18 protein-coding genes are annotated in these 13,948 nt (G+C 25.5%); 1 reads left to right on the top strand and 17 read right to left on the bottom strand.

The features are described 5' to 3' along the window. Window positions 1–246: 246 nt before the first annotated feature. The 11 genes from ACRDDY_RS07820 to dapF form a co-directional block, all read right to left on the bottom strand. Entirely contained in the window at window positions 247–576 is a 330-nt protein-coding gene (locus tag ACRDDY_RS07820) for a hypothetical protein (protein WP_438564389.1), read from the bottom strand. Further along, entirely contained in the window at window positions 566–970 is a 405-nt protein-coding gene (locus ACRDDY_RS07815; protein WP_438564388.1) for a hypothetical protein, read from the bottom strand. Before ACRDDY_RS07815 ends, ACRDDY_RS07820 begins: the two co-directional genes overlap by 11 nt. After that, window positions 951–1,478: a hypothetical protein gene (locus tag ACRDDY_RS07810; RefSeq protein WP_438564387.1), complete on the bottom strand. Its 528-nt coding sequence runs from the start codon at window positions 1,476–1,478 to the stop codon at window positions 951–953. Before ACRDDY_RS07810 ends, ACRDDY_RS07815 begins: the two co-directional genes overlap by 20 nt. A gap of 1 nt (window position 1,479) precedes the next feature. Further along, on the bottom strand, window positions 1,480–1,950 hold the full coding sequence (locus tag ACRDDY_RS07805; RefSeq protein ID WP_438564386.1) for a hypothetical protein: 471 nt from the start codon (window positions 1,948–1,950) through the stop codon (window positions 1,480–1,482). Further along, window positions 1,937–2,398, bottom strand: a complete 462-nt coding sequence (locus tag ACRDDY_RS07800; RefSeq protein ID WP_438564385.1) for a type IV pilus modification PilV family protein — start codon at window positions 2,396–2,398, stop codon at window positions 1,937–1,939. The genes ACRDDY_RS07805 and ACRDDY_RS07800 overlap by 14 nt, the downstream gene beginning before the upstream one ends. Continuing rightward, window positions 2,340–2,777, bottom strand: a complete 438-nt coding sequence (locus tag ACRDDY_RS07795) for a type II secretion system protein (RefSeq protein WP_438564384.1) — start codon at window positions 2,775–2,777, stop codon at window positions 2,340–2,342. Before ACRDDY_RS07795 ends, ACRDDY_RS07800 begins: the two co-directional genes overlap by 59 nt. Next, complete coding sequence (locus ACRDDY_RS07790; protein WP_438564383.1) at window positions 2,758–3,207, bottom strand: prepilin-type N-terminal cleavage/methylation domain-containing protein; 450 nt, start codon at window positions 3,205–3,207, stop codon at window positions 2,758–2,760. The genes ACRDDY_RS07795 and ACRDDY_RS07790 overlap by 20 nt, the downstream gene beginning before the upstream one ends. Beyond that, window positions 3,207–4,235 (bottom strand): type II secretion system F family protein, encoded by a 1,029-nt coding sequence (locus tag ACRDDY_RS07785; protein ID WP_438564382.1) that lies wholly within the window; start codon window positions 4,233–4,235, stop codon window positions 3,207–3,209. The genes ACRDDY_RS07790 and ACRDDY_RS07785 overlap by 1 nt, the downstream gene beginning before the upstream one ends. Next, a complete protein-coding gene (locus ACRDDY_RS07780; RefSeq protein ID WP_438564381.1) occupies window positions 4,236–5,570 on the bottom strand; it encodes a GspE/PulE family protein in 1,335 nt (444 codons plus the stop codon). Window positions 5,571–5,647: 77 nt separating this feature from the next. Next, window positions 5,648–6,637 (bottom strand): hypothetical protein, encoded by a 990-nt coding sequence (locus ACRDDY_RS07775; RefSeq protein ID WP_438564380.1) that lies wholly within the window; start codon window positions 6,635–6,637, stop codon window positions 5,648–5,650. 12 nt (window positions 6,638–6,649) lie between these two features. Beyond that, window positions 6,650–7,468 (bottom strand): diaminopimelate epimerase, encoded by an 819-nt coding sequence (gene dapF / locus ACRDDY_RS07770; RefSeq protein WP_438564379.1) that lies wholly within the window; start codon window positions 7,466–7,468, stop codon window positions 6,650–6,652. Between the two features lie 90 nt (window positions 7,469–7,558). On the opposite strand from dapF, the gene ACRDDY_RS07765 reads away from it, so the two are divergent. Next, window positions 7,559–9,277 (top strand): Rqc2 family fibronectin-binding protein, encoded by a 1,719-nt coding sequence (locus ACRDDY_RS07765; RefSeq protein WP_438564378.1) that lies wholly within the window; start codon window positions 7,559–7,561, stop codon window positions 9,275–9,277. 50 nt (window positions 9,278–9,327) lie between these two features. Here ACRDDY_RS07765 and ACRDDY_RS07760 read toward each other — a convergent pair whose 3' ends face one another. From ACRDDY_RS07760 to ACRDDY_RS07735, 6 genes are all read right to left on the bottom strand, one after another. Beyond that, the gene (locus ACRDDY_RS07760; protein ID WP_438564377.1) at window positions 9,328–10,497 is read right to left on the bottom strand and encodes a THUMP domain-containing class I SAM-dependent RNA methyltransferase; all 1,170 of its coding nucleotides are present in this window, start codon (window positions 10,495–10,497) and stop codon (window positions 9,328–9,330) included. 12 nt (window positions 10,498–10,509) lie between these two features. Then, window positions 10,510–11,049, bottom strand: coding sequence for a bifunctional pyr operon transcriptional regulator/uracil phosphoribosyltransferase PyrR (gene pyrR / locus ACRDDY_RS07755; protein ID WP_438564376.1), 540 nt, complete (start codon window positions 11,047–11,049; stop codon window positions 10,510–10,512). Between the two features lie 12 nt (window positions 11,050–11,061). After that, on the bottom strand, window positions 11,062–11,979 hold the full coding sequence (locus ACRDDY_RS07750; RefSeq protein ID WP_438564375.1) for an RluA family pseudouridine synthase: 918 nt from the start codon (window positions 11,977–11,979) through the stop codon (window positions 11,062–11,064). A 106-nt stretch (window positions 11,980–12,085) separates the two neighbouring features. After that, a complete protein-coding gene (locus tag ACRDDY_RS07745; RefSeq protein ID WP_438564374.1) occupies window positions 12,086–12,679 on the bottom strand; it encodes a DivIVA domain-containing protein in 594 nt (197 codons plus the stop codon). 13 nt (window positions 12,680–12,692) lie between these two features. Continuing rightward, the gene (locus ACRDDY_RS07740) at window positions 12,693–13,457 is read right to left on the bottom strand and encodes an RNA-binding protein (protein WP_438564373.1); all 765 of its coding nucleotides are present in this window, start codon (window positions 13,455–13,457) and stop codon (window positions 12,693–12,695) included. 13 nt (window positions 13,458–13,470) lie between these two features. Further along, window positions 13,471–13,941: a cell division protein SepF gene (locus tag ACRDDY_RS07735; protein WP_438564372.1), complete on the bottom strand. Its 471-nt coding sequence runs from the start codon at window positions 13,939–13,941 to the stop codon at window positions 13,471–13,473. Between the last annotated feature and the right edge of the window lie 7 nt (window positions 13,942–13,948).

Genomic DNA, 13,948 nt, shown 5'->3' with positions numbered 1-13,948 from the left:
CTCCTGCTGATATCATAAAATATCCCTCCAAAAGTATAAATTCAAATCCAATAACATATTATATATCAATTATAATCATATTTTGGTTTCTTCTGACATAACAATGATATTTTATCAAAATCCTAACTTAATTGCAATTGCTAAGTAGTTTTATTTATTAGATATTTTCTTTTTTGATAGTTTATAATTGCCTATTTAACTTTTAATTCATTTATATTGTTTCACCTTTTTGCATTTTTTATACTTTTATTTTATCTCAATATTAATTTTAAAATTTCCATCATTAAAAATAATAGTATAATCTTTTATATTATAGTTTTTTAATTTATCTATATTTTCAATTATTTCATTTTTATTTCCTTCTAGTTCGACTTTCCCTATTGGTCCACTATTGCTTTCTTTTATCCCTAGAATCCCTATTCTTTCATTTACTTCTAAATCTTTATACATTAAAGACATAGTCTTTTTTTCTTTTTTAACTTCAACAATTTCTTTTTTGCTATTCTTCATAATATATATAGTTTGAAAAAACATCATTCCCATAAGGACTATACATATTTTATTTTTATCTATCATCTCTCACCTCAGTAATTCTTAGCTTTGCTTCATCCCTTTCTTTATTAATTTCTATATCTTCAACTGCTAATTTTTTTAACATTTCATTAACATCTCTAAGATTAATTAATACAGTTCCTTTTCCATTATTTATATTAGCTTCTTTTACTCTTTCATTTAATACATTAATACAGTTAACTAAACTTTCTTTTTTACTATATTCAATAACTCCATTAGTATTTATAGCACTAACTTTCTCTTTGTTCTCAGAAAATATTTTAAAAAATCTGAAAGACATAACTATATTAATTACAAAAATCACCAATATTAATGATCCTTCTTTCTTGTTTTTTTCTTTTTGCTTTTTTAAATAATTTTCTTTTGATATAAAATTCTTATACATTCCCTCTTTCATAAAAAACTTCTCCACCTTGTCTATTAATTATAAGATTTCCCTTTATAATATTTTCATCATTTTTTATTCCTGAATATAGAATTCCATTATTTATCCAAACTTCATATTCATTCTCTAAATATCTAATATTATATCTTCCATCTTTTCTTAAAATATTTTTAATAAAGACCTCTATTGGAATTATTCTAGCATTAATAAATTTACTGGTTATATTTTCTATGATTCTACTACTTCTAATTGCATATATAATAACTTTCTTTCGGCCATTTATTTTTTCATAGTGAATTAAATGCTGATTATTATATTCTAAAAATTCCTTCTCTATAAATTTATATATATCTAATTTATTTTCTACTTCAATTTCTCTAAAGACCATATTTTTATTTAAAACAACTACATTGAACTTTTCTTTTATTTTTACTATTTTACATAAATTCTCATAGGGTATTTTTTCTTTTCCAAATAATATCTCATTACCATTAATCAAAATAATTTTTCTCTTAAACATTCTATCTAACCTCCTTTTGCGGAATTAAAATTACCTCTTCTCTATTAAAAGTACAACTTCTTTCTTCACAACTACATAGCTTAAGTTTTTCTCTAAATACCTCTGTCTTTTCTATCTTTTCTGCTCCTACTGCTTTATTTAAAAATTCTATTGTTCCAACATTTCCTTTATAGCTAATTTTTAGATTCATTATTGCATATTTTTGGTACAACTCAACCTCTACTGGCCTATTTTTATACTCATATACTTGCCCTTCTTTCATTTCTATAGAATTTGAATACTCTTGCAATATTTTTAAAACTGTTTCTCTTTTTTCTTCAAATTCAAGTCCACTTCTATAAATCGTTATATCTTCCATTTTATATAAACTATATTTTATAGTTTTATATATTCCACAAAAAAATATTATTGCTATTATTAAAAAACTACTAGAAATTATAGTGATATTTCCTTTTCTTTTAGAGACATACATAAAACTCTTCATCTCCCACTTGAATATTTAAGTATACAATTCTCTTTTTTTTGATAATTTCAAACTTTTTAATATTATGACATATAGTTTTCTCATAATCTCCTCCATCTCTAAAATATTTTATGCTTAACTCTTTTCCATTCGAATATATTTCATCTTTAAGTTCCTTATCTCCTGACTTTATATATATTTGCAATTTTCCATTTTCTACATTATAAAACATGTTATTACTTCTTGTTAAATACTCATGTAAATTGATTTTTATAGTTTTCACCAAATTTTCTTTAAGATTATCTTCATATATTACACCTGTTAATTTTTCTATTTCAATAATCCCTTTACCTATAATAAGAATCATTGATAATGATATACTCATAGCAATCATAACTTCAATTAGTGTATACCCCTTGCATTTCCATCCATTTTTCCTTTTCAAATTTTTTCTCATAATCTCTTTCCTTATATATAATTTTTAGCTTTAATCCAGCTCTTATTTCCCCTTCCTTTTGTAGTTCTATCTTCCCATCTTCATGATTAGCTAAATCTAATATATTACTAGTTAATATTTCTTTTTCAAAAGAATTTTCTCCTTTAAAAAATATACTATTATTAAACCTAAATTTTTCTCCTATCTCACAAAGACTCGTTTCATATTTTATTTCTTTTTCTATTATTTCTAAAATATTTTCTATTCTTTCTTTTTCCTTCTTTTTATTAGTTAATATTGAAAATCTATTTACTCCTATACCAAAAAATCCTAATGCCATAATAATTATTGACATCGCTACAATAACCTCAATTAATGAATTACCATCTTTCTTCTTCATTTACATATACCCGTATCATATTTATTCCTACACCAATACTTAATCTATACACATTACCTGTTTCCTTTCCATTCCAATTTAAACTCATAGCAGTTAAATCTCCTGTACTATTAATTTTTAACTTCGTAAGTGTTTCGTATGTAATTTCTTTAGGAATTTTTATTGTTACATCATCTTCTATTCCATTAGTATCAAATACTATTTCTTTTGCTGTTTTTAAGTGTCTTATTTCACCTTGACTTTGTTTATAAATACATTTTTCTCTTCCATAATTTATAAGACTATAAACCTCATTTAAAAATCCCTCTTCTATTACTTTTATCTTATAATCCTTTATATAGTACCCACTAATTTGTAATGTTCCTAAACTAATAATTAAAATAGTACATACTATCATCATTTCAATCATTGTAAAACCCTTCTTCTTCATTAGTTTATTCCTCCATAAATATCCTTTATTATTGGTAGAATAAATACTAAAACAAATAGTACAAAGAAAAATCCTACTACGCCTATTACTATTGGTTGTATTGAAGCTACAATTTTTCCCATTGCTTGTTTATTATCTTTATTTAATTCTTCTACAAGCTTATTTACTCTTCTGTCTAAATTTCCACTTTCTTCTCCTATATTTATAATTGCTAATGAATAATCACTTATTTTTTTTGTTTTTCTTAATGCTTTTTCAATAGTTATTCCTTTTTCTAATTCATCTCTAAAAATTACATATATCTCTTTATTTTCTCCTTTTTCTGACTCTATTAAATAATCAATTCCTATTTTTATATTTACTCCACTTTCTATTAATAAGCCTATTCCTAAAAGGATTCTATACTCTTCTCTTTTTTCAAGAAGTTTTAATTTTTTCTTTAAAATTCTCATTATCTCTTCTTTTTTTAAATACCAAATAACACTTGGAAACACTATAATTAGAACTATCATATATAAAGCTCCTATTATTTTATTTTCAACTAAAAAATTAGATATCCCAATTCCAATCCTTGTAACCATAGGTAGCTTTTCTATATCAAATATTACATCTTTTATCATTGGAATAAGAAAATAAAACATTGTAAGCATTGCTAGTATTAGGCAGATTGCTGTTAAGCAGGGATATATTAAGCTTTCTATAACCTTCTGCTTATATTCCTCTCTACTTTTATAATATTTAGCTAAGCTTTTTAATACTTTTTCTAATTTTCCTGTTTCTTCACCTATTTTTAGCATTTTAATAAAAAAGCTTGGATATAAGTCTTTAAATAAATTAAAACTTTCACTAATTCCATTTCCTTTTTCTATACTATTTTTTATTTCTTTCAAGCTATCCTTATAATTTTTCTTTAATGGTATCCCATTTAATAATTCAAAAGCTTTTACTATTCTTATTCCATCCTTATAAAGTTTTGATAAATTATAGCTTATAATTCCAATATCTTTATATGAGACTTTTCTTTTCATTTATCCCTCCTGTTCTTCAATAAATTCTAAGTAATCTGAATAACCTATATGTCCACTTCTCAAATATTCAAATGCAACATCCTTCATTTCTTTATTTGAAAAATGCTCCTTATTTTTTTCAATTTCTAAAAAGTCAAAATTTCTATCTAATTTATATATTTGAGTAACTAATGTTCTTCCCTTATTTCCAGAATAATTACAAGCCTTACACCCCTTTTTTTCGTAGACTATTAAATTCTCACCTTTTAAACTTACATTTATCTTTTCTCTGCAACTATTACATAACTTTCGTATAAGTTTTTGTGAAACTATTCCTACAAGAGCTTGTTTTAATAATCCTTCATCAATATCTAAATCTTTTAATCTATACAAAACTTCTCTTCCTGAAATTGAATGTACTGTTGTATATACTTTATGTCCTGTTATAGATGCTCTCACCGCTATCTTAGCTGTTTCTTTATCTCTTATTTCACCAACCATTATTATATCTGGGTCTTGTCTTAAAACTGATTTTAATGCTACTGAAAAGTCTAGTCCAATTTCTGAATTAAGTTGAATTTGTGTAATTCCTTCAATAGAAACTTCTACAGGGTCCTCTATTGTTGTAATATTCACATTTTCCTTTTTGCTTATTTCTAATATTGAATATAATGTTGTAGATTTACCAGATCCAGTTGGCCCATTTATAATTACTAATCCGTTTTTTCTTTTAACTATTTTATTTAAAACTTCCTTTTGTTTTTCTATACTTATTAAATCCCTATAATCTTCTCTAATAAGTGCATCTCTTAATATTCTTATTACTAATTTCTCACCATTTATAGTGTTTATAACTGATACTCTTAAATTCACTTCTTTTCCTAAAGTTTCATATTTAAATTTTCCATCCTGTGGTCTTCTTTTCTCTGCAATATCTAAATTACTTTTTATTTTTATTCGTGATAAAAATTTATTATAAACTTCTTTTGATATTTTATACCTTATATTTAGTAATCCATCTATTCTATATTTTATATTTACTCCTGTTTTTTCTATTTCACAGTGTATATCACTTACTCCCTCAGCTATAGCTTTTCCAATAATCTCTGATTCTAAATTTTTATTATTTATAAATATAACTTTTTTAATCTCTTCAAATTCTTCTTCAGTAATAATTTTAATTTTTATTTCATCAAAAATTAATCTTATAGTTTCTTTAGCTTCTTCATCTATATACTTACATAGAATTATTACTTTCTTTTCTATCTCAATAGGTATAACTTCTAACTCCATGCACTTTTCTAAAGTTAATTTATCTATCTGCTTAAAATCTATATTTTTTATCATTTCTTTCATAGCATCACTCCTTTATTTAAATTCTTGTCACTTCCCTTGAAAATATACATTTTTTTAAATAAAAAAAAGACTAAATTTTAAAATCTAGTCTTTTTTACAAAATTATATATTCCTTCATTTTCAGTAATTAATTTTATTTCTTCATCCTTATATTCATAAACATCATTTTCTTTAGAATCCATATTCTCTCCTATAAATAAAATATTATTTTCATTTGTCATACTTAGACCTTTTTTCATATCTATTTTCTTTGGAAAGTCATATACTATTCTTTCAATTTCATTATTTTTATTTATTTTATACAAAGATTCACCCTTCTCTTTTACATTACCTAAAAGAAAGTATTCATCCTTAATTTTTATAATATCATAAATAAAAGTTATATCTTCTCTTATGATTTCTATTTTTTTATCTTTTAATATAAATTTTTTTAATGCCTTTTTCTCTTCTCCCTCTTCTAAAAAGATTATTTCATCTTTATTACCCTTTAAAAATTCAATATATCCTTCTGGCACTTCATACTGAAGTTCTTCTTTATTAGTTTCTAAATTATAAGTAAATATTCCATTTTTATTATCTTCTGATACACCATAATAAACCAGAGTATTATTACTTATAAAATCAAAAAAAGTTCCAGATATACTTACCTTCAAGTCTAAATTTCTTTCTAGATTTTTCTCTAAATCTAAAATTTTCAAATTATACCCATCTTTATACACCATATATGCTAAATATTTACCATCTGTAGATAAATTTAAATTATTATAATTTTCACTTGGAATCTCTAATTTTTCTCCATTATACAAAATATAATGTTTCCCATTTTCAAATATTAACTGGCTTTTTAATGTATCTTCTAAAATAGCAAATTTTTCATTTCCTTTTACATATCTCTCACCATTTAAATTTAAATTATAAAACTCCTCTTTATCTTTTTCTATTAATGCACCTTCTAAAACTTCCACTTTTTTAAAACATTCTACCTTTTCCTTTTCAGCACATCCAAATAATACAATTCCACTACATATAACCCCTAAAACTAAAAAAATCTTTTTACTTCTTTTCATTCTCTATTCCTTCTATAATAATTCACCCTTGCATATATACTCTGCTGGTCCTATCATATATATTCCCTCTGGTTTTAATTCTATCTTTAATTCTCCACCTGGTAATTTAACTAGAACATTCTCTCTTATTATACCTAGTTTATTTAACATTTTTACACTAGCACATGCACCTGTTCCACAAGCTAAAGTAGCACCTGCTCCACGCTCCCATGTTCTAACTACAATATTGTCTTTATCTATTACCTTTATAAAATTTACATTTGTTCCCTCTTTAAATAAATCTAATTTCTCTATATTTTGTCCAAATTCAGTATCTAGTTTATCCTCATTATCTATTACTATAGTATGAGGTACTCCAACTAATACTGAATTTAGTTCTATATCATTATCTTTTATAGTTATTTTATAATTAATAAGTTCTTTTAAAGAATCCTTTAGCTTTATATCTTCACCAGCAAAAGATTCTTTTCCCATAAATACTCTAATTCCTGTAACTTTATCTTTTTCTCTAGTTAAAATAATATCTTTTCTGCCATCTCCTGTTTCTACAGAAAAGTTACTATTTTTTACTATTCCTTTGTCATAAACATATTTACTAAAACATCTTATTGCATTTCCACACATATTTGGTCTTGAACCATCACTATTTATAATAACCATTTGAATATCACAGAAGTTTGATTTTCTAACTAATACTAGTCCATCTGCTCCAATACCAAATCTTCTATGACAAACTTTTTTTGAAAGTTCACTTTCATCTTTTATTTTATTCTCCAAATCTTCTATTATTATGAAATCATTTCCTATTCCATGCATTTTTACAAAATTCATTTTCATCCCTCACAGTACTTTTATTGATAAATCATTCTATCTAATGTTATACTATCTTTATATATTCAAATAAGAAAGAAGGATAATATTATGGCATTAGATGGAATTTTTTTAAATAGTTTAGTTTCTAATTTAAAAGAATGTTTAATAGATGGAAAAATAGATAAAATAAATCAACCTGAAAAAGATGAAATAATCTTAACTATACGTAAAAATCGTAAAAATTTAAAATTATTAATTTCAGCTTCTCCTAGATTTTCTAGAATTCATCTTACTAACATTCAAAAGGATAATCCTTTAACGGCACCACTTTTTACAATGGTTCTTAGAAAGTATCTTATATCAGGTACAATCTTAGATATTACTCAAGTAGATGGAGATAGAATAGTTGAAATTCTTATATCTTCTAATGATGAGCTTGGATTTAACAGTCAGTATTCACTTATTGTAGAAATTATGGGAAGACACTCAAATATTACTCTTGTTAGAAAAAGAGATAATAAGGTCATGGAGTCTATAAAACATATAACTCCTGATATAAATACTTTTAGAGTTCTATATCCTGGAACTTCTTACGTATATCCACCAAAATCTCAAAAGTTAAATCCTTATAAATTTACTTTAGATGAATTTACTCCATTTGTAAATACTTTAGAAAGTTTAAATGAAAACTTTTTTTCTGACATTTTTGTAGGAGTTAGTAAGCCTTTATCTCATGAACTTACAAAAAGACTCTTAGACAAAAAAATAGATTTTAAAGATACAAATGAGCTATTTAATTTCTGTATAAATATATTTTTAGAACTTAAAAACTCTAAAGAATTTTATATTTTTACCGATTCAAATGGAAATTTTAAAGACTTCCACTCTATAAAGTTTGAAGGATTTAATTATATCCCTTATGATAATGCTGGAGTTTTAATTGAAGATTTTTATTTCAAGAAAGATAAACAAGATAGACTTCATAACAAATCAAATGATTTATCAAGATTTATAACTACAAATATTGAAAGATGTTTAAAAAAAGAGAGAATCTTAACTAAACAAATAGAAGATGCTAAGGAAAAAGAAAAATTCAAAATATATGGTGATCTTTTAACCTCTTATATTTATTCAATAAAAGAAGGTATGAAGGAAATTACACTACAAAACTTTTATTCTGAAAATTTAGAGGACATTACTATTCCTTTAAAAGTAAATAAAAGTCCATCTCAAAACGTTCAAAACTATTATAAAAAATATAATAAAATGAAAAAAGGAGAAGAAGAAGCTTTAATCCAACTTCAAAAAAACGAGGCAGAATTACATTATTTAAATTCAGTTTTAACAAACCTTCATAATATTGAAGATTATGGTGAAATTGATGAAATCAAATCTGAACTTATGGAAACAGGATATTTAAAATTTAAAAAATTAAAAAAGACTAACAATAAAAAATCTAAACCACTTCACTTTATCTCATCTGAAGGTATAGATATTTATGTTGGAAAAAATAATATTCAAAATGATTACTTAAGTCTTAAATTTGCTAAAAAAAGTTGGATTTGGATGCATGCTAAAGATGTTCCAGGCTCTCATGTAATTCTTTGTACTGATGAACTTTTAGATAAGACTCTTGAAGAGGCTTCTGTTATAGCCGCTTATTACAGCAAAGCTAAAACTGGAACAAAGGTACCTGTTGATTATACCTTTGTAAAAAACTTAAAAAAACCAACTGGTTCTAAAATGGGTATGGTCATTTATCACACAAACTGGACTCTCTATACTGAACCTAGTGATTTTAATAGTCTTAAAATACAAAAATTATAAACCAAAAAGCCTAAGGTAAAATCACTTAGGCTTTTTTTAAAATTTATATTTTAATTTTGCTTAATTAAACATTGTATAACAGTATCTCCTGAATTTTTAATTTTATCATTATGGAAATATTGATAGTAGTAACATCTAAGCTTTCCATTATATAATTTTCTATTTTTACTTTCTTTAACCCCAAAAGTCTTATAGAAGTTTTCATAAGCTGTAAGTATATTAAATTCCCAAGTATCATACTCTCTTTTAAGTCTTCCAAATTTTCTGTTTAACATTTCAACATCTTCTTTTTCACTTAATCTTTCACCATATGGTGGATTCGAGATTATAAATCCGTATTTATGTTTATTAGAGAATTTATAGAAGTTATTTTCTTGGAACTTAACCCATTTATCTACACCAGCTTTTATTGCATTGTTTTTAGCAGTTTTAAGTACCCATTTATCTATATCGTATCCTATAATATCTAATTCTTCATCTTTTATTGCATTTTTAGCTTCTTCACGAACCTTTGTAACTACTTCTTTATCAAAAGTTGGCCATGTTTCACAAACAAATCTTCTTTTAAGTCCTGGTGCTATATTTTGCATTATCATACAAGCTTCAATTAGAATTGTACCTGAACCACAAAATGGATCTACTAATGTATATTCTTTCTTCCATCTTGAAAGAAGTACCATTGCAGCTGCTAATGTTTCTTTTAATGGCGCTACACCTGAGTTTTCTCTATATCCTCTTCTATGAAGTCCTATTCCTGAAGTGTCTATACTTAAAGTTACCTTATCTTTTAATATAGCAACTTCTATTTTATAAATTGGTCCATCTTCTGGAAACTCTGTAGTTCCATAAGCTTCTGTCATACTTGTTATTATAGCTTTTTTTACTATTGACTGACAGTCCGGTACTGAATAAAGTGTTGATTTTATTGATTTTCCGGTTACATGCATCATTCCATTTTGAGGAATTAATTCATGCCATTTTACTTTTTTAGTTCCTTGGAATAACTCTTCAAAGCTTCTAGCTTCAAATTCTGCCATATTTATAAGAACTCGCTCTGCTGTTCTTAAATGAATGTTAGCTCTTGCTATATCTCTTTCATTACCCTTAAAGAATACTTTTCCATTTTCTGATTTTAAATTTTCATATCCTAAAACTCTAAGTTCCTTTGCTGTAATTCCTTCTATTCCAAAGGTTGTTGTTGCTATTAAATTATAGTCCATACATTTCTCCTTTTATTCTTTCTCGTATATTTTAACTGAGTCTTCTCCGTCAAATTCCTCTATTTTAACTCCAATTACCTCTTCTTTTGATGTTGGAATATTCTTTCCTACATAATCTGCTCTTATAGGAAGTTCTTTGTGCCCTCTATCTATCAAAACTGCTAGTTGTATACCAATCGGTCTTCCAACATCTATAATTGCATCTATAGCCGCTCTAACAGTTCTACAAGTATATAATACATCGTCTACTAATATTACTTTTTTATCTTTTATATTTACTCCTAAGTCAGTACCTTTAAAATTTGGCTTTTCTAAATTAGTAGTTAAGTCATCTCTGTAAAGAGTAATATCCACATAGCCAACTTCTACTTTTATTCCTTCTATTTTTTCAATTTGCTTTGAAATTCTCTTAGCTAATGGATAACCTCTTCTTTTTATACCAACTAAAACTAAATCTTCTACACCTTTATTTCTTTCAATAATTTCATGTGATATTCTTATTAAACTTCTTTTTATAGCTTTATCATCTAATAAATTAGCTTTTAACTTCAATCTTTACTCCTCCTAAACATTATCTTTTCTTAAATTCTCTAATAAAACTTTATAATTTTCAGGTAACTCTGTAGAGAATTCCATATACTCTCCTGTTCCTGGATGAATAAAACCTAATACTTTTGCATGTAGCATCTGTCCATCATCTTTAAACTTTTGTTTTTTATACCCATATAACGGATCTCCTACTAATGGATATCCTATAGATGACATGTGCACTCTTATTTGATGTGTTCTTCCAGTTTCTAGTATGCATTTTACAAGAGTTGTATTTTTAAATCTTTCAATAACCTCATAATGTGTTACTGCTCTTTTTCCATCTTCTACAATTGCTATTTTAAGTCTATCTTTTTTACTTCTTTTTAAAGGTCTATCTATTGTTCCTTTATCTTTAGCTATTCTTCCTTCAACTAAGGCATAGTATTCTCTCTTAACACTATGGTCTTTTAATTGCTCTGACAACTTTACATGAGCTTCATCATTTTTAGCTACTACTAAAACCCCGGTTGTATCCTTATCAATTCTGTGAACTATTCCAGGTCTTATTACTCCATTTATACTTGATAAATCAGTACAATGATATAATAATGCATTTACTAAAGTTCCTTCATAATTTCCTGGCGCAGGATGTACAACCATTCCTTTAGCTTTATTTACAACAATAATATCCTTATCTTCATAAATAATATCTATATCTATATCTTCTTTTTTCACTTCTAATTCAACTGGCTCTTTTATACTAGTTTTTACTACATCTCTATCTCTTAATTTATAATTACTTTTTACAGTCTTATCATTAACTAATACAAAGCCTTCTTCTATCATATTTTGTATGTACGATCTTGATTTACCTTCCATAACTTCTGTTATGAATTTATCTATTCTTGTTCCTTTATTTTCTTCATTTATTACAAAAAGTTTTTCTTCCATTTCTTACACCTCGTTTTCTCTCTCAATTATAATATAATACACGTTTTATAACAATAACACTATAAAAGGTTGACATTTATTTTAAAATGTCAACCTTACTTTTATCTTATTCTGCTTCACTTGCAAAAAAGCTTTTTATTTCATCTAAGTTATCTGTTTCTACAGATTCATTAACTTGCTTTTCTTCTACATAAGATGGTTCTTTTGCCATAAAATCATCAACTGGCGCTACTATTGAATAACTTTTATTTAAATCTTTTTCTAAATCATCAAAAGTCTCTAATTGAGTATTCATAAAGTTTCTAAATTTTGCTCTGAATTTAATGAACTCTTGTTTTATTTTATCAAACTCATCATTTATTTGAATTACATCATTATGAGCTTTATCAACTATTTTTTGAGCTGTTTCGTTAGCATTTTTTACAATAAGTTCAGCTTCTTTTTGTGAACTTTCTTTTGCTTGATCTGCTGCATTTTGTGCTAATAAAAGAGTATTTTGTATTGTACTTTCTATTTTTGCATAATGATCTACTTGCTCACTTAAAACTGTTATTCTTTCTTTCATTTTAGAATTTTCTTTAAATAATTCTTCATAATTCTCAATTACTTCATCTAAGAATTCATCTACTTCATCAGGACTATATCCTCTTAATCCCTTTTTAAATTCCTTATTGTTTATATCCATTGGAGTTAATTTCATTTTTCTACACCTCTTATGTATATTTTTTTATAACTACTTTTAATTTTCCACTTTTACTATTTCCTTTTACATCACCTAATATATATTTCCCATATTTTCTAATTGTAATTCTATCATCTTTTTTAATTTCCTTACTTTTATCTCTAAATGTTGAATAATTAACCAAAACACTTCCATTTGATATTAAGTCTTCTGCTATACTTCTAGATTTTTTTGTTATTTTAGAAACTATTGAATCCAATCTTATCGATTGGACTGTAATTATTTCTTCATTAAAATTATGATTTACATTTAAGTCCTCTTCTAAAATATCTACTTCGCAACTTGAACTAGATACTTTAACTAAATTTATTTTTATATAGTTTGCAATATCTTCTAAAACACAAACATAGCAAAAGTTATCTTCTACAATCAAATCTCCCATTTTACTTCTTTTTATTCCTAAATTCATTAAACTTCCTAAATAATCTTTATGAGTCAAATCTTTAAACTTAGATTTATTCTTTATTCTTACAATCTTTATAGGATACTCAATATTATAGATATTATTAAAACTTATCACTTTTCTCTCTGCATCATTGAATATCCCAAAAGATTCTATCTTAAAATCTTTTATTTTGATTTTCTCCTCTAAAGCCTTCCATATATTAGGTGTGTAAAATTCTGTCGTAAATAATGGTATATCTTTATCTAAAGCTAATTTCAATTTATCATAAATTGAAATTACTTCAGATTTATCTTCTTCTTTAAAATTTTTTAAAAAATCTTCTTTTTTCATAAACATTATCTGCCTATTTACTCCAGTTAAATAATGCTTTTGACGTTAATTCACTTTTTAACTCATTAGTTACTTCCACATTTGATGGTGAAAGAATATATACACCTTTATCAATCTCTTGGAAATCACCTTTTAAAGCATATGATGCACCACTAATAAAGTCTAATAATCTTCTTGCTGTTTTATTTTCTAAGTTTGCTGTATTTATAACAACAATTCTTCTATTTGTTAAAGCATCACAAATTTCCATTGACTCTTCATATGATGTTGGCTTTGTTATTAATACTTTAGCTGCTACATTATTATGAATATTAACAACCTTATCTCTTCTACCTCCACCAATTATAACAGGTCCATTCTCTTCATACGCTTCCTCTTCAGTTGCTAATTCATTTTCCCCGTATTCTTCTCCGTATTCTTCTATATCCTCATCTTCATCCCCTAATCCGAAAAAGTTCTTCATTTTTGAAACCATGTTTGCCATTTTTTAT

This window comes from Clostridium sp. (genome assembly GCF_051656525.1).
Lineage (GTDB): Bacteria > Bacillota > Clostridia > Clostridiales > Clostridiaceae > Clostridium.
Note: the sequence above shows the minus strand (reverse complement) of the source record. Positions and strands in the feature narration are given on the sequence as shown.